Genomic DNA, 20045 nt, shown 5'->3' with positions numbered 1-20045 from the left:
TCAGGCCTCCACCACCAGCGTCTCCACGGAGGAGATGGTGGGCAGGTGCTCGGCGAGGCGCGTCCAGTTCTCCCCCTCGTCGGCGCTGGCATAGATCTCGCCGGAGCCGGTGCCGAAATAGACGCCGGCCGGCTCCAGCGTGTCGGTGGCCATGGCCTGCCGCAGCACGTTGAAATAGGCGTCCTTCTGCGGCAGGCCGGACCGCATCGCCTGCCATGAGGCGCCGCCGTCGCGGGTGCGCCAGACGGCGGCCTTCGCCTCCGGCATGAAGCGGCCGGCCGTGTCGCCGTTGAGCGGCACGAGGAACAGCGTCTCCGCATCGCGCGGATGGGCGGCGGCGGGAAAGCCGAAGCTGGAGGGCAGGCCCTTTTCGATGCTCTGCCAGGAAATCCCGCCGTCGTCGGAGCGGTACATGCCGCAATGGTTCTGCTGGTAGAGGCGGTGGCGCAGGCCCGGCGCCTTGACCACGCAATGCACGCACTGGCCATGCTCGGGATAGCGCAGATCCTCGGGCATGTAGTCGGCGCGGGTGCCGCGGTTGCGCGCGCTCCAGGTGCGGCCGCCATCGGCACTATGGAACACGCCGGCGGCGGAGATGCCCACCCACAGCGCATCCGGATCGTCCGGGTCGAGCACGAGGGAGTGCAGGATGAGGCCGGCGCCGCCGGGGTTCCACTCGGTGCGGGACGGGTGCTTTTGCAGGCCGTCGAGGGCGGTGAAGCTCTGCCCGCCATCGTCCGAGCGGAACAGGCCGGCCGGCTCGACGCCGGCATAGAGCACGCCGTCCGCCCCCGGCGCGAGGCTCCAGACGGATTTCACCGGCACCTCGCCCTCGGCATGGGCAAGGCCACGGGAGGAATGGGTCCAGCTGGCGCCGAGATCGTCCGACTGCCACACGGCAGGCCCGAACCATTCGTTGCCGCCGCCGGCATAGATGCGGCCGGAGGTGCGGTCGCCCACCACGTGGTTGGTCGGCCACGTGTCGCAGAACGGTCCGCGCAGCGACCAGCTTTTCCGGGCGCCATCGCTGTCCAGGATGAACGCGCCTTTCTTCGTTCCGATCAGGATGAGCACCTTCTGCGCCATCTTTTCCTCCCACGACCCCGGGGCTTCGGGCCGCAACGAGGACGCGGACGCAGGCGACGCGCCGACACGGCGGGGATAAGATTTTGCGCAGCGGGCGAATCACGGGCTTGGAAATTTAGAACTGACGATTTATGATAATCGTCAGTTTATAGGAGTGCATGGTGAACGTCAGGGTGAAGGAGACGGCGGACGAGACCCGGGAGCGCATCGCGCGCACGGCGGAGGAATTGTTCCGCCGCATGGGTTTCGCCAAGACGGCGGTGGCCGACATCGCCGCCGAGCTCGGCATGTCGCCGGCCAATGTCTACCGCTTCTTCCCGTCCAAGACCGCCATCGTCGCCACCATCTGCGGCCGCTGCCTGTGCGAGAGCGAGGCCGAATTCGCCGAAGCGGCTGCGGGGGATGGCTCCCCGCAGGAGCGCATCTTCACCGCCTATCTCTCCATCATGCGCTACCACAAGGATAATTTCCTTGAGGAGCGGCGAGTGCACGACATGGTGCTGGTGGCCATCGAGAACAATTGGGAAGCCATCGAGGCCCACAAGTCGCGCCTGTGCGACCTGACCGCGCGCGTGCTCGCGGAGGGCATCGCGCAGGGGGTGTTTGTGGCCCACGACCCCTCGAAGGTCAGCCGCTACATCCAGAGCGCGCTCATCCGCTTCTGCCATCCGGTCCTGGTGGCACAGCACATCGACGAGGACCAGGAGGGCGCTCTGCGTGAGAGCCTCCAGTTCATTCTGAGAAGTATCGAGGTCGAGCGTTCGCCTCTCCCCTGATCGGAGTGAGCGAAACGCTTTCGTGCGCCGTAAAAGTGATGATCAACGAAAATCGTCAGTGTTAAGTTCGTATTCCGCAGGCCCGAGCCACAGGATCGTCCCATGCCCCGCCTCGCCGTTCCGATCCGATCCGGCCACCGCCTGAAGGGGATGGCCGCGCTGCTCCTTGCCGGGTCCGCCTTGCTGATTGCCGGCTGCGGGCAGGAAAATCCCGCCAACGCTGGCGAGGCTCCCGCCTCCCGGGAAGCCACGCTCGCCCGGCCGGTGCAGGTCACGACCGTGAGCTTCCGGCCGCGGCAGACGCAGAAGAGCTTCGTCGGGGTGGTCCGCGCCCGCCGCGAGATCGACCTCGCCTTCCGGGTGGGCGGCAAGGTGGTGCAGCGGCTGGTGGAGGTGGGCGACCGCATCGAGCCCGGCACCGTGGTGGCGCGCCTCGACAGGGAAGACCTCAAGCTGGAGCTGGAAAGCGCCAAGGCGGAGATGCAGGCGGCCACCGCCAATCTCGCACAGACCACCACCGAAGACACCCGCTATCGCGCGCTCACCGCCAAGGGCGCCGCCTCCAACGCCGACCTCGACCGCAAGTCGCTCGCCAAGGACGAGGCCGTCGGCCGCCTCGAACGGGCCAAGCGTTCGCTGGAGCTGGCGGAGAACCGCCTGTCCTATGCCGACCTCGTCACCGATGCGGCCGGCGTCGTTGTCGCGACCTCGGCAGAGCCGGGGCAGGTGGTGGCCTCCGGCCAGACCATCGTGCGTGTTGCCCGCCTCGATGAGAAGGAAGCGCTGGTCTCCCTTCCCGAGACTGCCCTTGCCGACGCCCGCACGGCCGATGCCGTCGTCACCCTCTGGGCCGATCCCGGCCGGCGCATTCCCGCCCGCTTGCGGGAGCTGTCGCCGCAGGCCGACGCCACGTCCCGCACCTATCCCGCCCGCTTCACCCTGGAAGGGGCGGACGAGACCGTGGCGCTGGGCATGACGGCGACCGTGACGCTCCGCCCCAAGGACCAGCAGCAGGTGGCGCGCCTGCCGCTCTCCGCGCTCATCGATCGCGGCCACGGCCCGCAGGTGTTCGTGGTGGATGGCGCGACCCATGCCATCGTCGCCCGCCCGGTGCAGATCGCCGCCTATACGGGGGATGAGGTGCTGCTCTCCGGCGGTGTCGCGCCGGGGGATGCGGTGGTCATCCTCGGCGTCCAGACGCTGCTGCCCGGCCAGAAGGTGCGCACCGTTCAGGCCCCCTCCGTGACCGAGGTCGCCGAGCGCCTGCCGTCGGTCGAAACCCGCCGCGCACAGGCGCCGGCCGGCGCTTCCACCCTGGCGGAGCAGCGGCCGTGAGCACCGCCGGCTCTTCCCCGGACGGCGCCTCGCGCTTCAATCTTTCGCGCTGGGCCATCACCCATCGCGCGCTGACCCTGTTCGCCATCCTGCTGCTCGGCGCGGCGGGGGCCTATTCCTATTTCAATCTCGGCCGGGCCGAGGACCCATCCTTCACCATCAAGGTCATGGTAGTGCAGGCCGCCTGGCCCGGCGCCACCGCCTCCGAGATGCAGGCGCAGGTGGCGGATCCCATCGAGAAGAAGCTGCAATCCCTGCCGCACCTCGACCGGGTGGAGAGCTATTCGCGCCCCGGCGTCTCCTTCGTGCAGGTGTTCCTGCGGGACAACACGCCCGCGAAGGAAGTGAAGGACCTCTGGTACCAGGTGCGCAAGAAGGTCTCCGACGTGCGCGGCGACCTTCCCGCCGGCGTCATCGGGCCGGGCTTCGACGACGAATATGGCGACGTCTATTCCGCGCTCTACATCCTGAGCGGGCAGGGCGCGGCGCCGGCCGAGCTGAAGCGGCAGGCGGAACTCATCCGCCAGCGCCTGCTCCGCGTGCCCAACGTGGAGAAGGTGGACCTCATCGGCGAGCGGCCGGAGAAGATCTACATCGAGTTCTCCCACGCCCGCCTCGCCAATCTCGGCATCACCCCGCAGCAGCTGTTCGACAGCGTGGCGCGGCAGAATGCCGTGGTGGCGGGCGGCGCGGTGGACACCCGCTCAGACCGCATCAATTTGCGCGTCACCGGTGCCTTCACCGGGGTCGAGGCCATCGCCGAGGTGCCGGTGGCGGTGAACGGCGCGCTGCTGCGCCTCGGCGACATCGCCACCGTCCGGCGCGGCTATGAGGACCCGCCCGCCTTCCTCATGCGCCAGCACGGGCTGCCGGCGCTGGGGATCGGCGTGTCCATGGCGCAGGGCGCCAACATCCTCACCCTCGGCGAGGGGCTCAAGGCCGCCATGGCCGAGGCCACCGCCGAGCTGCCCCACGGCATCGACGTGACGCAGGTGGCCGATCAGCCGCACATCGTCGGCGAATCGGTGGGCGAGTTCCTGAAGACCTTCCTCGAAGCCCTCGTCATCGTTCTGGTGGTGAGCTTCCTGTCGCTGGGCTTCCGCACCGGCATCGTGGTGGCGCTCTCGGTGCCGCTGGTGCTCGCCATCGTCTTCCTCATCATGTTCTCGGCGGGCATGGACCTGCACCGCATCACCCTGGGCGCGCTCATCATCGCCCTCGGCCTGCTGGTGGACGACGCCATCATCGCCATCGAGATGATGGTGGTGAAGATGGAGGAGGGCTGGGACCGCATGTCCGCCGCCACCTTCGCCTGGACCTCCACCGCCTTTCCCATGCTCACCGGCACGCTGGTGACGGCGGCGGGCTTCCTCCCCGTTGGCTTCGCCAAGTCGTCCTCGGGCGAATATGCCGGCGGCATCTTCTGGGTGGTGGGCATCGCGCTCATCGCCTCTTGGTTCGTGGCGGTGATCTTCACCCCCTATCTCGGCACGGTGCTGCTGCCGGACATGAAGAAGGCCGGCGGGCACCACGAGATGCACGACGGCCGGCTCTACCGCATGCTGCGCGGGACGCTGGAATTCTGCCTGCGCCATCGCTTCATGGTCATCGGCACGACGGTCGTGATGTTCGCCGGGTCCGTGGTAGCCTTCGGCTTCGTGCAGCAACAGTTCTTCCCCACCTCCACGCGGCCGGAGCTGTTCCTGGAGATCCGCCTGCCGGAAGGCACCTCCATCACCGTCACCGAGGCGACGGCGAAGAAGGCGGAGGCTCTCGTGGGCGAGGACCCCGACGTCGCCACCAGCACCACCTATGTGGGCCGTGGCGCGCCCCGCTTCTGGCTCGGCCTCAACCCGGTTCTGCCCAATCCGAACTTCGCGCAGATCGTCATCGTGGCGAAGGATGTGGCGGCCCGCGAGCGGCTGAAGGCCCGGCTTGACGCGGAGCTCGCTGAAGGCGCGCTCTCGGAAGCGCGGGTGCGCGTGGACCGCTTCGTGTTCGGCCCGCCGGTGGGCTTCCCGGTGCAGTTCCGCGTGGTGGGGCCGGACCCCATCGCGGTGCGCGACATCGCCGAGAAGGTGCGCTTGGTGATGGCATCGGACGCGGACATGATCGACCCGCACCTCAATTGGGGCGAGCAGGTCAAGTCCATCACCCTCACCGTGGATCAGGACCGCGCCCGCGCGCTCGGCACCTCGCCGCGCGATATCGCCGAGACGCTGCAGACCCTGCTTCAGGGCTATGCCATCACCCAGCTGCGCGAGGGCAACCTGCTCATCGACGTGATGGCGCGCGCCGTGCCGGAGGAGCGGGTGGACCTGGAACACCTCGCCGCCCTCACCGTGACCACCCGCAACGGGCTGGCCGTGCCGCTCGGACAGGTGGCGCGCATCGGCTATGCCCATGAGGAGCCGATCCTCTGGCGGCGCGACCGCGACCTCGTGCTGACCGTGCGCGGCGACGTGCGCGACGGCGTGCAGCCGCCTGACGTGACCACCCGCCTCCTCCCCAAGCTGGCGCAGCTCAAGGCCGAGCTGCCGCCCGGCTATCGCATCGAGACAGGCGGCTCCATCGAGGAAAGCGCCAAGGCCAATGCCTCGCTGGCGGCGGTATTCCCGGTGATGATCATCGTCATGCTCACGCTGCTGATGATCCAGCTGCAGAGCTTCTCGCGCCTTGCCCTCGTGCTGGCGACGGCGCCCCTCGGCCTCATCGGCGCGGCGGCGGCATTGCTCATCGCGCATCGGCCTTTCGGCTTCGTGGCGCTGCTCGGGCTCATCGCGCTGGCCGGCATGATCATGCGCAACACGGTGATCCTGGTGGACCAGATCGACCACGACATCCGCGACGGCGCGACACCCCACCGCGCCATCGTCGAGGCGACCCTGCGCCGGGCGCGGCCCGTTGTGCTCACGGCGCTGGCCGCCGTGCTCGGCATGATCCCGCTGGCGGAGAGCGTGTTCTGGGGGCCGATGGCCGTCACCATCATGGGCGGCCTGCTGGTGGCGACCGTGCTCACTTTGCTGGTGGTCCCGGCGCTCTACGCCACCTGGTTCCGCGTGAAGGTGACGGACGGTGAGACCGCGCCGTCCGCCCTGCCGCAGCCGGCGGAATGATGCCCTTCGACTGAATCAAGACGCGCCCCGACGCCCCCCGGGGCCGTGCGCCTCGCCCGTTCCCGGCAACGCCCCCGCCGCGGACGGGCGGGGCGGTTTTTCGTCCCGGATGGTGTGCCGCGACTCAGTTCTTCTTGTCGCGCAGGGCGAGGCCGAACATCAGCGTGCCGACGCCGTTGACGATGAGGTCCACGCCGAGAAACAGGCCGAGGATGTAGACGGAGTTCACCGGCCAGCGGGCGATGATGATGAGGCCCAACAGCAGGGTGACGATGCCGGACACCACGATCCAGCCCCAGCCCTTGCCATGCTGGGAGCCGAAGCCGGCGAAGACGCGGAAGATGCCCTCGACAGCAAGCGCCACGCCGATCATCAGCGTGAGCACGCCGGCGCCGAGCAGCGGGTTGTACATCATCAGGCCGCCGGCCACGACGTAGAGCAGGCCCGCCAGCAGCCAGTAGAAGAAGCGTCCCCAGCCCTGCACCCGAAAGGCGTGGATGACCTGCACCACGCCGCCCACCAGAATCAGCGCGCCCACATAGAGGACGGTGACGACCGTGGAGGCGAGCACATGGGCGAGGGCGACGAAGCCGAGCACGATGAATGCGATGCCGAGCACCGCGAACCAGCCCCAGCTCGCGCGTATGGCGTGCAGCTGGTCGGCGACGGCGGAAGCGGGGGTGGGCGCAGATGCAGGCGTGGACATGGGCCTCTCCTGTCAGCTTGATCGCTGCGGGGCCATCATATCGAAGCGGAACGTCACGCACAGTGGTCTTGGGCTCCGGCAGATTGCGGAGCCCACGGCTGAGGCCGAACGGCCTTCAAACGCGAAACGGCCCGGCGTGGGGCCGGGCCGTTTCGGTCAGATCTTTTCCCCGTGGGGGCGCATTGCGCTCAGCGCTGGGCTGCGGGCTTGCCGGCCGAAGCGGTGGAAACCGGTGCCGGAGCGGCATTGGCCTGGGGAGCCGAGCTGCCTTTGGGGAGAATCACCACCTTGGTGCCCACCTTGGCGCGGTCGTAGAGGTCTTCCACGTCCGCGTTCAGCATGCGGAAGCAGCCGGACGACACGAACTTGCCGATGGTCTGCGGCTCGTTGGTGCCGTGAATGCGGTAGACGGTGCCGCCGAGATACATGGTGCGCGCGCCGAGCGGATTGCCCGGGCCACCGGCCATGAAGCGCGGCAGGTAGGGCTGGCGCTGGATCATCTCGGACGGCGGGCGCCAGTCGGCCCATTCCTTCTTCGCGGTGATCTTCTCGGTGCCGGCCCAGGTGAAGCCTTCGCGGCCCACGCCGATGCCGTAGCGGACGGCCTTGCCGCCGCCGAGAACGAAATAGAGGTAGGTGTTCGGCGTATCGATGACGATGGTGCCGGCCGGCTGGGTGGTCACGTAATCCACCGTCTGGCGGCGGAAGCGCTCGGGCACGGGCTCGGTCGGATCGACATTCTCGATGCGGGGGCCGGACGGCGCCTCGGTGGTGCCGGGCACCACAGCGGAGTTGGGGCCGTACGTACCCGCCGGAGCCGGCGCGTTGTTCAGGCTGGCATAGAGCGCATCCTGATCCACCGCGCCGCGGCCGGAGCCGGAATAGCCGGGCTGCTGCTGGCCATAGGCCGGCTGCTGGGGCTCATAGGCGGTGGGGGTCGCCTGGCGGCCGTAGAGGTCGGGCGCGGAATTGTAGACCGGCTGGCCGCCATAGGCCTGCTGACCCTGCTCCGGAACGGCGGTCGGGTAGGGACCGGGATCGGGGGCCACCGCAACAGGGCCGCCGGGCGCGGGCTGCGGATAACCCTGCTGCGCCGGCTGGGGATAGGCCTGCTGGGGATAGGGCTGACCCGGCGCGGGAAGCTCCGTGCGCTCCACCTGATCGCGGCGCACCGGCGCCTGCTGGCGCGCATAGGGGTCCGAATAGCCGGGAGGCGCCTCGCCATAGCCCCCGACAGGCGCGGGCGGGAGCGTGCCGGTAGCATCGTCCTGCTGCCCGCCGGGCAGGCTGTAGTTCGGGCCACCGTACGGCCCCTGGGCGAAGGCCGGAGCGGCAAGAACGCACGCGCCGACGGCGGCGAGGAGGGTGTTGCGAAGGGTCATGCTTGAGGTGTTAACCGTGAAACGTGACGAAATTGGAAACGGGTCGCGGAAAATTTTGGCCCGTCCGGCGGTAACTTGTTCCAGCTTTGCAGCTCTTGTCCTGAAACGCCTTTAGGCCTGCAAGAGATCCCCGGCAATGCGAGATTCCCGGTGGCTCGCGATCGTGATCGCACTGTGGCGCGCGGGGCATAGGTCGCGGGCTTGAATGCCTGTCGGTAAGGATATAAAGATATCTTTATGTCAGATCGGCCTGCGCCCGCAGCTTCCTCCTTCGCCGCCGTCCTCGAGGGCCTCAAGGCCGCCGGGGAGGATACGCGCCTGCGTCTCGTCGCGGTGCTGGGGGAGGCTGAGCTCACCGTCTCCGATCTCACTGAAATCCTTGGCCAGTCGCAGCCGCGCATTTCCCGCCACCTCAAGCTCCTGGCCGATGCCGGGCTGGTGGACCGTCACCGGGAGGCCAGCTGGGTCTTCTACCGCCGTGCGTCGGAGGGGCCGGGCGGGCGAATCGCCCGGAGCCTGCTCGACCTGCTCGACCGGGACGATCCGGTTCTCGTCGGCGACCGGGCGCGGCTGGAGGCAGTGCGCGCCGCCCGCGCCGCTGCCGCGCAGGGCTATTTCGCGGCCCATGCCCGCCAGTGGGACGAGATTCGCCGCCTGCATGTGCCCGAGGCGGCGGTGGAAGCCGCCGTGCGCCGTGCGTTCGCGGGTATGCCCGTCCGCGCGCTGCTCGATCTTGGGACCGGCACGGGGCGGATGCTGGAGCTGTTCGCGCCCGACATCGAGCGCGGCATGGGGGTCGATCTCTCCCCGGACATGCTGGGCGTCGCCCGTGCCAATCTGGAGCGCGCGGGCGTCCGCAACTGCCTGCTGCGCCAGAGCGACATCTATGCCGTCCCGGTTCCGCGCGACGCGTTCGACGCCGTGATCGTCCATCAGGTGCTGCACTATCTCGACGACGGCAGCCGCGCGCTGAAAGAAGCGGCTCGGGTGCTGGCGCCGGGCGGCCGGTTGCTGGTGGTGGACTTCGCCCCCCACGGCCTCGAATTCCTGCGCGAGGCCCATGCCCATCGCCACCTCGGCTTCGATCGGGCGACGGTGGAGGGCTGGCTCGCCGCCGCGGGCCTTGAGCTCGTTTCCTTCGATACCCTCACCCCCGATGGTGGCGCCGGCGACGGCCTCACCGTCTCGCTCTGGCTCGCCCGCGATCCGCGCTACGTGGTGGCCGACGCCGACCTCGCCCACAGGGAGATTGCCTGATGACCACCCCCGCTCCCAGTCCCGCCGCGGCGCCCGTGCGGGCCAGCCGGGAGATGGACCGGCCGCCGGTTAATGTCTCCTTCGAGTTCTTCCCGCCCAAGACCGAGGAGATGGAAAAGACCCTCTGGGCCTCCATCCACCGGCTGGCGCCCCTGTCCCCGAGCTTCGTCTCCGTCACCTATGGCGCGGGCGGCTCCACGCGTGAGCGCACCCATGCGACGGTCGCGCGCATCGTGAAGGAGACGGACCTTCGTCCGGCGGCGCACCTCACCTGCGTCGGGGCCAGCCGGGCCGAGATCGACGACGTGGTGCGCGCCTACAAGGATGCCGGCGTGAAGCACATCGTCGCCCTGCGGGGCGATCCGGCGACCGGTGTCGGCACCAAATACGAGCCGCATCCGGACGGCTACCCCTATGCCTGCGATCTCGTGGAAGGCATCCGCCGCATCGGCGATTTCGAGGTGTCGGTCTCGGCCTATCCCGAGAAGCACCCGGAAAGCGCCAGCCTCGATGCGGACATCGATTATCTGAAGGCCAAGGTGGACGCCGGCGCCACCCGCGCCATCACCCAGTTCTTCTTCGAGAACGACGTCTATTTCCGCTACCTCGACAAGGTGCGCGCCAGGGGCATCGACATCCCCATCCTGCCCGGCCTGCTGCCCGTGACGAACTTCAAGCAGGCGTCGAACTTCGCCACCCGCACCGGGGCGAGCGTGCCCGCGTGGCTGCTGAAGCGGTTCGAGGGGCTGGACGACGATCCCGAGACCCGCAAGCTCATCGCCGCGGCCGTGGCGGCGGAGCAGGTGACGGACCTCGTTGATCGCGGTGTCACCGATATCCATTTCTATACCCTGAACCGCGCCGACCTCGTCTACGCCATCTGCCACCTGCTCGGGCTGCGCCCGGATGCAGCGCCGGCGGTGCAGGCGATGGCGGTCTGAGCGCGCTGCCATTCCCGCCGGCGCGGTGCGCCGGCCTGTCCTTCACGGAGGCGCGCGCGTGCGTCGCCCCGAGCCTCGAGACCGCCCCATGACCGCGCCCACGACCACCCCGAACACCGCCTCTTCAACCCACGCCGACACCATCTTCGCCGATCTCGCCAAGGCCGCCGCCGAGCGCATCCTGGTGCTCGACGGCGCCATGGGCACCATGATCCAGCAGTTGAAACTGGACGAGGCGGGCTATCGGGGCGAGCGGTTCAAGGACTGGCCGCGGGACGTGAAGGGCAACAACGACCTTCTCAGCCTCACCCAGCCGGACGCAGTTCGGGCCATCCACCTCGAATATTTCCGCGCCGGCGCGGACATGGTGGAGACCAACACCTTCTCCGGCACCTCCATCGCCCAGGCCGACTACGGCATGGAGGAGATCGTCTATGAGCTGAATTTCGAGAGCGCGAAGCTCGCCCGCGAGGCGGCCGACATCGCCCAGAAGGAGGATGGCCGCCGCCGCTTCGTGGCCGGCGCCTTCGGCCCCACCAACCGCACCGCCTCCATCTCGCCGGATGTGAACGACCCCGGCTTCCGCGCCGTGACCTTCGACGAACTGGCCGACGCCTATTTCGAGCAGGCGCGCGGCCTCGTGGACGGCGGCGCGGACATCCTTCTCGTCGAGACCATCTTCGACACGCTGAACGCCAAGGCGGCTATCTTCGCCATCGAGAAGCTCTACGCGGAGCGGGGCTTCCGGCTGCCGGTGATGATCTCCGGCACCATCACCGATCTTTCCGGCCGCACGCTTTCGGGCCAGACGCCGAGCGCCTTCTGGTATTCGCTGCGCCACGCCAAGCCCTTCTCCATCGGCCTCAACTGCGCGCTGGGCGCCCGCGAGATGCGCGCCCACATCGCCGAGATCGGCCGGGTGGCGGACACCCTCGTCTGCGCCTATCCCAATGCGGGCCTGCCCAACGAATTCGGCATGTATGACGAGAGCCCCGAGGCCATGGCGGCCCTCGTGGGCGAGTTCGCCGCTTCCGGCCTCGTGAACGTGGTGGGCGGCTGCTGCGGCACCACGCCCGCCCACATCCGCGCCATTGCCGAGGTGGTGAAGGGCAAGGCCCCGCGCGAGGTTCCGGAGCTGGAGCCGCGCCTGCGCCTCTCCGGCCTCGAGCCGTTCGAGCTGACGCCGCAGATCCCCTTCGTGAACGTGGGCGAGCGCACCAACGTCACCGGCTCCGCCCGCTTCCGCAAGCTCGTCACCAACGGCGATTTCCCCGCCGCCCTCGCGGTGGCCCGCGACCAGGTGGAGAGCGGCGCGCAGGTGATCGACATCAACATGGACGAAGGCCTCCTCGACAGCGAGGCCGCCATGATCACCTTCCTCAACCTCGTCGCCGCCGAGCCGGACATCGCCAAGGTGCCGGTGATGGTCGACAGCTCCAAGTGGGAGATCATCGAGCAGGGGCTGAAGCGCCTGCAGGGCAAGGGCATTGTCAATTCCATCTCCCTCAAGGAGGGCGAGGAAGCCTTCCTGGAAAAGGCCCGGCTGGTGCGCGCCTATGGCGCCGCCGTGGTGGTGATGGCCTTCGACGAGGAGGGGCAGGCCGACAGCTACGCCCGGAAGACCTCCATCTGCGAGCGCGCCTATCGCATCCTGACCGAACAGGTGGGCTTCCCGCCGGAAGACATCATCTTCGATCCCAACGTCTTCGCGGTGGCCACCGGCATCGAGGAGCATTCGGGCTATGGCGTCGCCTTCATCGAGGCGACCCGCTTCATCCGCCAGAGTCTGCCCTCTGCCCATGTTTCGGGCGGCGTCTCCAACCTCTCCTTCTCGTTCCGCGGCAACGAGCCGGTGCGCGAGGCAATGCACGCCGTGTTCCTCTATCACGCCATCAAGGCGGGCATGGACATGGGCATCGTCAATGCCGGCCAGCTCGCCGTCTATGACGAGATCGAGCCCAAGCTGCGCGAGGCGTGCGAGGACGTGGTGCTGAACCGCCGTCCCGACGCCACCGAGCGCCTGCTGGAGATTGCCGAGGGTTTCAGGGGCGCGGCCGGCAAGGAGAAGAAGGAGGCCGACCTCGCCTGGCGCACCTGGCCGGTGGACAAGCGCCTCGCCCATGCCCTGGTCAACGGCATCACCGATTTCGTCGAGGCTGACACGGAGGAGGCCCGCCAGCAGGTGGCGCGCCCGCTGCACGTCATCGAAGGCCCGCTCATGTCCGGCATGAACGTGGTGGGCGACCTGTTCGGCGCCGGCAAGATGTTCCTGCCCCAGGTGGTGAAGTCCGCCCGCGTGATGAAGCAGGCGGTGGCCTATCTCATGCCCTTCATGGAGAAGGAAAAGGAGGAGATGGGCGTCACCTCCGCCTCGGCCGCCGGCAAGGTGCTGATGGCGACGGTGAAGGGCGACGTGCACGACATCGGCAAGAACATCGTGGGCGTCGTGCTCCAGTGCAACAATTACGAGGTCATCGACCTCGGCGTGATGGTGCCCACGCAGAAGATCCTTCAGGTGGCCAAGGACGAGAAGGTGGACGTGATCGGCCTCTCCGGCCTCATCACCCCTTCGCTGGACGAGATGGTGAACGTCGCGGCCGAAATGGAGCGCGAGGGCTTTTCGGTGCCGCTCCTCATCGGCGGCGCCACCACCTCGCGGGTCCATACGGCGGTTAAGATCGCACCCCGCTATGACCGCGGTCAGGCGGTCTATGTCACCGACGCGAGCCGCGCGGTGGGCGTGGTCTCCAACCTGCTCAATGCCGAGACGCGCGGCGCCTATGTGGCCGACGTGCGCGCGGAATATGCCAAGCTCGCCGAGGCCCACGCCCGCGCCGACGCCAACAAGCAGCGGCTCACGCTCGCCAAGGCGCGCGAGAACGCCCTGAAGCTGGATTTCTCGGCTCACACGCCGGAAAAGCCCTCCTTCCTCGGCACTCATGTGATCGAGGATCACGACCTCGCCGACCTCGTGCCCTATATCGACTGGACGCCCTTCTTCCAGTCCTGGGAGCTGACCGGGCGCTATCCCTCGATCCTGGAGGACGCGGTGGTGGGCGAGCCGGCGCGCGCGCTGTTCGCCGACGCGCAGGCCATGCTCAAGAAGATGGTCTCGGAGAAGTGGGTGACGGCCCGCGCCGTGGTGGGCTTCTGGCCGGCCAATGCGGTGGGCGACGACATCCTCCTGTTCCGCGACGACAGCCGCAAGACCCCGCTCGCCACCCTGCACACCCTGCGCCAGCAGCTTGCGCGGCGGGAAGGGCGGCACAATCTGGCACTGGCGGATTTCGTGGCCCCGCTGGAGAGCGGCATCGCCGACTATGTGGGCGGCTTCGCGGTGACGGCGGGCATCGGCGAGGAGGACCGGGTGGCGGCCTTCAAGGCGGCCAATGACGATTATTCCGCCATCCTGCTCAAGGCCCTGTGCGACCGCCTCGCCGAGGCCTTCGCCGAGCGGCTGCACCATCTGGTGCGCACCAGACTGTGGGGCTATGCGGCCGACGAGGCGCTCCCCAACGACGACCTCATCGCCGAGCGCTACCGCGGCATCCGTCCGGCGCCGGGCTACCCGGCCCAGCCCGACCATACGGAAAAGGCGACCATCTTCGAGCTGCTGGACGCCACCCACAAGGCGGGTATCCACCTCACCGAGAGCTTCGCCATGTGGCCGGGGGCGGCCGTCTCCGGCCTCTATTTCGCCCATCCGCAGAGCGCCTATTTCGGCGTCGGCCGCATCGAGCGCGATCAGGTGGAGGACTACGCGAAGCGCAAGGGCTGGACCGTGGCGGAGGCCGAACGCTGGCTCGCCCCCATCCTCAACTATGATCCGGCGCGGGTGGAGGCGGCGGAGTAGCGCCGCCGCACCATCTCACTTGAGCGCGGATAGGGCGCCGAACGGACGGCCGATGCCTTCGGAGAAGGCGTTGGCCAGCCGGACGAAGCCGGCGACGTCGATTTCCTCGGCGCGGGCGGTTTCCTCCACGCCGGCGGCGGCGAGCAGGGCCATCGCATCGACGCCAAGGGTCTTCAGGCTCTGGCGCAGCATCTTGCGGCGCTGGCCGAAGGCGGCTTCCGTCACCTTCTCCAGAGCGGACAGTGCGCAGGGCAGGGGCTCCGCGCGCGGCACGAGGTGGATCACCGAGGACGTCACCTTGGGTGGAGGCACGAAGGCCGAGGGGGCGACGTCGAAGGCGATCCGCCCCTTGGTGCGCCAGCCGGCCAGCACCGCGAGGCGGCCGTAGGCCTTCGAGCCGGGCTCCGCCACGATTCGCTCGGCCACTTCCTTCTGGAACATGAGGGTGAGGGAGGAGAACCACGGCGGCCACGGGTCCGTGGAGAGCCAGCCCACCAGCAGCACGGTGGCGATGTTGTAGGGCAGGTTCGCCACCACCCGCGCCTCGCCCTCGCCGAGGAGGGAGCGCACGTCCACCTTGAGGGCATCGCCCTCGATGACCTCCAGCCGGCCCGGATAGTGGTCCGCGACCTCGGCCAGCGCATCCATGCACCGCCGGTCGCGCTCGATGGCGATGACGCGCTTCGCACCCAGAGCCAGCAGCGCGCGGGTGAGGCCGCCAGGGCCGGGGCCCACCTCCACAATCGTCACATCTTCCAGCGGCCCGGAGGCGCGGGCGATGCGGCCGGTGAGGTTGAGATCCAGCAGGAAGTTCTGCCCCAGCGACTTCTGCGCGGAGAGGCCGTGCTTGCGGATGACGTCGCGCAGCGGCGGCAGATCGTCGAGCGCGCTCATGCGCGTGCCAGTGCGGGAGCCGGGGCTTGGCTCGTCGCCCTCTCGGCGTCGGCGAGGCGGCGGGCGAGCCTCAGGGCGGCGATCAGGCTGGAGGGATCGGCCCGGCCCGTGCCGGCGATGTCGAAGGCCGTGCCGTGGTCCGGCGAGGTGCGGATGAAGGGCAGGCCGAGGGTCACGTTCACCCCGTCGTGGAAGGCGAGGGTCTTGGCCGGGATCAGAACCTGATCGTGATACATGCCCACCGCCACGTCATAGCGCGCCCGCGCTTCTGGATGGAACATGGTGTCGGCGGGCAGGGGGCCGGTGGCGAGGATGCCCTCGCGCTTCAGCGCCTCCACAGCCGGCCGCACGATGGCCTCGTCCTCGCCGCCCAGCGTGCCCTCTTCGCCTGCGTGGGGATTGAGGCCGCAGAAGGCGAGGCGGGGGCGGGCGATACCGAAGCGCCGTGCCATGTCGCGGGCGACGATGCGACCGGTCTCCACCAGGAGGTCAACGGTGAGAAGGCCGGGCACCTCGGCATAGGGCACGTGGATCGTGGCCGGCACCACCGCGAGCTGCTCCGACCAGATCATCATCACCGGATGCGGCGCTGGCCGGCCCGGCGCGGCGGCGCGGTCGGCGAGCCATTCGGTATGGCCGGGAAAGGGAAAGCCCGCCTCGTACATCACAGACTTGGCGAGCGGATTGGTGACGAGGGCCGCGGCTCGCCCGGCTGTCACGAGGCCGAGGGCGGCCTCAAGGCTCGCTTCCACGCAGGCGGCGGAGGAGGCGTCGGGCCGGCCGGGCCGGCCGGTGAAGGCAGGGCCGGCGGGGAGCACCGGCAGGGCATTGGCAAAGTGCGCGACTGCGCCCTCGGGTGTCGTCTCGACAAGTGGCACGTCGAGGCCGAGGAGCTGGGCGCGGGCGGCGAGCGCGGCGGGATCACCAGCGACGATGAAGGCCGGGACGGCCGCGGTGCCACCTGCCGGGCCACCTGCCGCGCGACGGCGCAGGAAGGCGGCGAGCGTGACGTCGGGGCCGATGCCGGCCGGATCGCCGAGGGCGAGAACAAGGGGGGAGACGGCGGGCATCAGCGATTCGTCAGCAGTACGGTTCTGCGCCGGGTGCGAGCGCGGGCCGACCATAGCACGCGGGAACTGGCGCGAAGTCCCGCCGCGCGGATCAGCGACGGTATTGGATCAGGGCCTGCTTGCGCAGCTCGGCGATGAACTTCTTCGATTCGGCGGTGAACTGGCTGGTGGTCAGCTCGTCCTTGATCTCGCGCTTCTGCGAGCTCTCGCCGCGCACCTCCCGCTTGCCGCACATGGCGAAGGTCTCGACCCCGGCCTGGGCGACCTCGGGCGGCGTGAGCCGGCCAATCTCGGTCTTGTCCAGGATCTGCTTGAGCTGGGCGGGGACTTCGGAGGACAGGCGCGTCACCTTGGGGCGCACCACCACCTCCTTCATGGACTTCACCATCTGGGCGCCGCTGTCGCAATCGGTGAAGCGGGCGCGCAGGGCGTTGGCCTCGGCCAGTCGCGCCTGATGCGTGCTGGCGTTGCGCGGCACCACGAAGACGATGGGCATGAGGGTGTATTCGGTGGCGACCAATTGGGTCTCGCCACGCTTCTGCAAGGCGGCGATCACGTCGGCATCGCGGATGTTCACCGTGCCGGAACGGGCGCGCACATACTGGCCCCAGACATAATCGGCGAGCAGCTTCTGCTTGAAGGTGCGGTCGTCGAGGCCCTGCTGCTTGAAACCGGAGGACAACTGCTCAGGCGTGCGGCCCGACCGCTCGGCCACCGAGGCGAACATGCGGTCCACGTCCTTCTGATCCACGTCGAGCTTCAGGCGGCTGGCCTGCTGGATCTTGAGCCGCTCGTCGATCAGCTCTTCCAGGGCTTCCTTTGCGCCGATGGGCTTGCGCTCGATGAGGCTGTGGAGGAGCTGGCGCTGCGAGACGTCGTAGTTCGTGATCGGATCGCCGTTGACGATGACCACGACCTGCTGCGCAAGCGCCGGCGTACCCAAGGTGAGCACGGGCACGAGGAGGGCGATGGCGAGGAGAAGAAGGCGTACGAGCGGCATGGTCCTGTCCGGGGGCTGCCTGCGACTTTTGTCTTCATCCTGTGGCGGCAATGCGGCTTCGCGAGCGTGGCCGTAACGTTCGCCGCCGCAGCCGGCATCAATTCGAGGATTCGGAGCCGAAGCTGGTGGAGAAGCCGCCTTCGCCAAGGGTGCGCAGGCCGATGCGGAACATCACCTTTGTCACCGGCGGCGCGTTGGGGCCGTTGAGGGTGTAGTCGGAGATGTAGTTCAGGGCGAGGGTGAAGCAGTCGTCGATGTAGCTGAGGCCGACGAGGGTATAGTCCACCTCGCCCGCGGCGAAGTCGTAGCGCAGGGCGCCGCGGATGGCCCAGTTGTCGTTCAGCTTGTAGGAGGCGTTGGTGTAGATGCCCTCGCGCGGGTCGTAATAGCCGAGCAGCGGCTGGGCCTCGTAGCGGCCGTAGGTGACGGCGATATTGAACCTGTCGATCTCGGCCCGCGCCTGCAGCTCGAAGCGCTGCATGGAGAAGTTCTGCTCGTCGAAGCGGAAGCGGGTCACGAATTCGAGATACTTGGTGGGCGAGTAGCCGAACTTGGCGATGTAGTCCGAGGCCGAGGTCTCGAGGCCCGATTCAAGGCCGGTGTTGGCCATGTCGCCGTAGGCGTAGGAGTTCTTGCCGAACAGGTTGTAGGACTGGCCGACCACGGCGGTGAACAGGCCCGCGCCGTTGATGGCGGCGGTGTAGGTCACGCCGAGGTTCAGGCGGCTGCCGCCCTCGACCCGGTCGTAGCCGGAATACTTGTTCACCTCGAACAGGTTGGTGTCGTCGAACACCAGGCTCTGGGCGTCCTCGTTCGGGAACTTGCCGATGTTGCTCTCGTTCGGGCGGATGATGACCTGCGCCCTGGGCTCGATGGTCTGGGTGCCCCAGCTCTCGGCCGAGATGAAGGGATACTTGTAGTCGAGACCGACCGCAGGCATGGCGCGGATGAGGTCGTCGCTGCCGGACTGGAGCGGGTTCTGCCCGAGGAAGGTGGGGCCGAACTGGTAGCTGGCGGGCAGGTAGGAGGTGTTGACCGAGGCCACGTCCACCCGCGCCGTGACGAACGGCGTCCACTGCTGGCCGAGGGGATCGGTGATGGTCTTCTTCCAGTAGACGTCGCCGGACAGGCGCGTGTAGTCGCCCGGCGCGCCGCGCAGCAGGCATTCCTTGGCGTTCGGGCTCCACAGGGTGCACGCGCCGGTGGGCACGCCGACGCTGCCGATGGCGGAGGTGAGTTCGGAGGTGCCGATGAAGTCGGCCTGCTGGCGGGTCAGGCTGGTGAGGTTCACCTTGAAGCCGGCCTCGCCGCCCCACAGGGCGTTGTTGAACACCTTGTCGTAGTTGAGCGTGCCGACGATGGGCTGGCGGGCCTGATCGTCCGTCACGCCAAGGCCGAGGAAGTAGAGGCCGCGCAGGTCGAAATAGGATCGGTCGCCCTGGCCCGTCAGGTAGACGGTGGAGGTCTTGGTGGTGGTGGTGTCCGGGATCAGGTTGTAGTCGCGCAGGAAGGTGCGGTCGGAGACGATGGTGCCGTCCCAGCCGAAGGTCCAGAACTTGTTCAGAGCGAAGGCGCCGGAGCTGTCCACCGAGCCGCGGTCCTGGCGATAGCCGGGCAGGATCTCGGTGATGCCGTTGGACGTGGTGATGAAGTCCTGCGGGTTCTGCTGCACGATGCCGGCAGCGCGGATGGTGTAGCTGCCGTTGATCAGGCGCTGGCGCCACTCGCCCTGCATCAGCACGCCTTGCTGGGTCAGGAAGGCGGGGGTCAGGGTCAGGTCGCGGTCGGGCGCGATGTTCCAGAAGAAGGGAACGGCGACGCCGTAGCCGATCTGGCTGGAGGAGAAGAACTCCGGCATGAGGAAGCCGGTCTTGCGCTTCACCGTCGGGTCCGGCGACGACATGTACGGGAAATAGGCCACCGGCAGGCCGAAAAACTCGACCCAGGCGTCCTCGTAATAGACCATCTTCTCGTCGTCGTTGTGGATGATCTTCTTGGCTTTGATCTGCCACAGCGGCGGCTTGGAAGGGTCGTCCTTGCACGGCTCGCAGGCCGTGTAGATGCCGTTCTGGAACACCGTGATGTTGCCATCGGTCCGGTCGGCGCGGATGGCGGCGAAGTGGGTGTTGTCCGGCGTGTCGAGGCGCAGGGAATCGATGAAGCCCTGCTTGAAGTCCTGCGTCAGCTGCAGGGTGTCGGCGGTGATGATCTTGCCATCTTTGTCCTTGAGGCGGGCATTGCCTTCCGCGCGCAGGGTGTTGGCCTTGCGGTCCAGCACCACGCGGTGCGCCTCGAGGGAGGAGCCGTCGTAATAGATCTGGACGTTGCCGACCGCCGCGACGGTGTCCTTCTGGTAGTCGTATTCAAGCTGGTCGGCCGTCACCAGCATCTTCTGGTTCGGGTCGAGCTGGCGCGCGGCGAGGAGATTGCTGCCCGGCGCCGTGTTCTGGCTGGCGGCCGGCTGGGCGGTCTGCGCACGGGCGCTCCCCATCGGCGCGAGAAGGGCGACGAGGCCGGCAAAGATCAAGCTGAAGGCGGCAGCCGAGGAGGCGCGTCGAGACGCGCGACCGCCCGTTCCCCGCGCCGCTGCGCGAAGGCCCTTGGCAGTCATCCCTACGGCGGGGGGATG

13 protein-coding genes are annotated in these 20045 nt (G+C 68.4%); 6 read left to right on the top strand and 7 right to left on the bottom strand.

Annotation, left to right across the window (positions count from 1 at the left end):
- Positions 1–1086, bottom strand: a complete 1086-nt coding sequence (locus ACE3QW_RS23775) for a WD40/YVTN/BNR-like repeat-containing protein (protein WP_374254462.1) — start codon at positions 1084–1086, stop codon at positions 1–3.
- Between the two features lie 158 nt (positions 1087–1244).
- On the opposite strand from ACE3QW_RS23775, the gene ACE3QW_RS23770 reads away from it, so the two are divergent.
- From ACE3QW_RS23770 to ACE3QW_RS23760, 3 genes are all read left to right on the top strand, one after another.
- Positions 1245–1862 (top strand): TetR/AcrR family transcriptional regulator, encoded by a 618-nt coding sequence (locus tag ACE3QW_RS23770; RefSeq protein ID WP_374254460.1) that lies wholly within the window; start codon positions 1245–1247, stop codon positions 1860–1862.
- 102 nt (positions 1863–1964) lie between these two features.
- Complete coding sequence (locus tag ACE3QW_RS23765) at positions 1965–3197, top strand: efflux RND transporter periplasmic adaptor subunit (RefSeq protein ID WP_374254458.1); 1233 nt, start codon at positions 1965–1967, stop codon at positions 3195–3197.
- A complete protein-coding gene (locus ACE3QW_RS23760; protein ID WP_374254456.1) occupies positions 3194–6313 on the top strand; it encodes an efflux RND transporter permease subunit in 3120 nt (1039 codons plus the stop codon). Before ACE3QW_RS23765 ends, ACE3QW_RS23760 begins: the two co-directional genes overlap by 4 nt.
- Positions 6314–6437: 124 nt before the next feature.
- On the opposite strand, the gene ACE3QW_RS23755 is transcribed toward ACE3QW_RS23760, so the two are convergent.
- Together ACE3QW_RS23755 and ACE3QW_RS23750 are read right to left on the bottom strand one after the other, a co-directional pair.
- On the bottom strand, positions 6438–7019 hold the full coding sequence (locus ACE3QW_RS23755) for an HdeD family acid-resistance protein (protein WP_024277684.1): 582 nt from the start codon (positions 7017–7019) through the stop codon (positions 6438–6440).
- 188 nt (positions 7020–7207) lie between these two features.
- Positions 7208–8401, bottom strand: coding sequence for a L,D-transpeptidase family protein (locus ACE3QW_RS23750; protein ID WP_374254454.1), 1194 nt, complete (start codon positions 8399–8401; stop codon positions 7208–7210).
- Positions 8402–8638: 237 nt separating this feature from the next.
- Between ACE3QW_RS23750 and ACE3QW_RS23745 the strand changes: the two genes are divergently transcribed.
- From ACE3QW_RS23745 to metH, 3 genes are all read left to right on the top strand, one after another.
- Complete coding sequence (locus ACE3QW_RS23745; protein WP_029557282.1) at positions 8639–9658, top strand: metalloregulator ArsR/SmtB family transcription factor; 1020 nt, start codon at positions 8639–8641, stop codon at positions 9656–9658.
- Entirely contained in the window at positions 9658–10599 is a 942-nt protein-coding gene (metF, locus tag ACE3QW_RS23740; RefSeq protein WP_374254452.1) for a methylenetetrahydrofolate reductase [NAD(P)H], read from the top strand. Before ACE3QW_RS23745 ends, metF begins: the two co-directional genes overlap by 1 nt.
- Before the next feature lie 88 nt (positions 10600–10687).
- Positions 10688–14452 (top strand): methionine synthase, encoded by a 3765-nt coding sequence (gene metH / locus ACE3QW_RS23735; RefSeq protein WP_374254450.1) that lies wholly within the window; start codon positions 10688–10690, stop codon positions 14450–14452.
- A 15-nt stretch (positions 14453–14467) separates the two neighbouring features.
- Here the strand turns inward: metH and rsmA are convergent, their stop codons facing one another.
- The 4 genes from rsmA to ACE3QW_RS23715 all read right to left on the bottom strand — a co-directional run bounded on the left by rsmA (position 14468) and on the right by ACE3QW_RS23715 (position 19943).
- Entirely contained in the window at positions 14468–15346 is an 879-nt protein-coding gene (gene rsmA / locus ACE3QW_RS23730) for a 16S rRNA (adenine(1518)-N(6)/adenine(1519)-N(6))-dimethyltransferase RsmA (protein ID WP_374254449.1), read from the bottom strand.
- Positions 15343–16416 carry a 4-hydroxythreonine-4-phosphate dehydrogenase PdxA gene (pdxA, locus tag ACE3QW_RS23725; RefSeq protein WP_374254447.1) on the bottom strand — a complete coding sequence of 358 codons (1074 nt, stop codon included), beginning with the start codon at positions 16414–16416 and terminating at the stop codon, positions 15343–15345. The genes rsmA and pdxA overlap by 4 nt, the downstream gene beginning before the upstream one ends.
- Positions 16417–16507: 91 nt before the next feature.
- The gene (locus tag ACE3QW_RS23720; RefSeq protein WP_029557286.1) at positions 16508–17416 is read right to left on the bottom strand and encodes a SurA N-terminal domain-containing protein; all 909 of its coding nucleotides are present in this window, start codon (positions 17414–17416) and stop codon (positions 16508–16510) included.
- 97 nt (positions 17417–17513) lie between these two features.
- On the bottom strand, positions 17514–19943 hold the full coding sequence (locus tag ACE3QW_RS23715; protein ID WP_374254446.1) for an LPS-assembly protein LptD: 2430 nt from the start codon (positions 19941–19943) through the stop codon (positions 17514–17516).
- Between the last annotated feature and the right edge of the window lie 102 nt (positions 19944–20045).

The organism is Xanthobacter sp., assembly GCF_041911315.1.
GTDB lineage: Bacteria > Pseudomonadota > Alphaproteobacteria > Rhizobiales > Xanthobacteraceae > Xanthobacter > Xanthobacter aminoxidans.
Note: the sequence above shows the minus strand (reverse complement) of the source record. Positions and strands in the feature narration are given on the sequence as shown.

What these genes read in the sequence shown, in the direction of transcription:
- ACE3QW_RS23720 (WP_029557286.1), bottom strand. Translation starts at nt 17,416, where the DNA reads ATGCCGCTCGTACGCCTTCTTCTCCTCGCCATCGCCCTCCTCGTGCCC.
- metF (WP_374254452.1), top strand. Translation starts at nt 9,658, where the DNA reads ATGACCACCCCCGCTCCCAGTCCCGCCGCGGCGCCCGTGCGGGCCAGC.
- ACE3QW_RS23770 (WP_374254460.1), top strand. Translation starts at nt 1,245, where the DNA reads ATGGTGAACGTCAGGGTGAAGGAGACGGCGGACGAGACCCGGGAGCGC.
- rsmA (WP_374254449.1), bottom strand. Translation starts at nt 15,346, where the DNA reads ATGAGCGCGCTCGACGATCTGCCGCCGCTGCGCGACGTCATCCGCAAG.
- pdxA (WP_374254447.1), bottom strand. Translation starts at nt 16,416, where the DNA reads ATGCCCGCCGTCTCCCCCCTTGTTCTCGCCCTCGGCGATCCGGCCGGC.
- metH (WP_374254450.1), top strand. Translation starts at nt 10,688, where the DNA reads ATGACCGCGCCCACGACCACCCCGAACACCGCCTCTTCAACCCACGCC.
- ACE3QW_RS23775 (WP_374254462.1), bottom strand. Translation starts at nt 1,086, where the DNA reads ATGGCGCAGAAGGTGCTCATCCTGATCGGAACGAAGAAAGGCGCGTTC.
- ACE3QW_RS23750 (WP_374254454.1), bottom strand. Translation starts at nt 8,401, where the DNA reads ATGACCCTTCGCAACACCCTCCTCGCCGCCGTCGGCGCGTGCGTTCTT.
- ACE3QW_RS23745 (WP_029557282.1), top strand. Translation starts at nt 8,639, where the DNA reads ATGTCAGATCGGCCTGCGCCCGCAGCTTCCTCCTTCGCCGCCGTCCTC.
- ACE3QW_RS23755 (WP_024277684.1), bottom strand. Translation starts at nt 7,019, where the DNA reads ATGTCCACGCCTGCATCTGCGCCCACCCCCGCTTCCGCCGTCGCCGAC.
- ACE3QW_RS23765 (WP_374254458.1), top strand. Translation starts at nt 1,965, where the DNA reads ATGCCCCGCCTCGCCGTTCCGATCCGATCCGGCCACCGCCTGAAGGGG.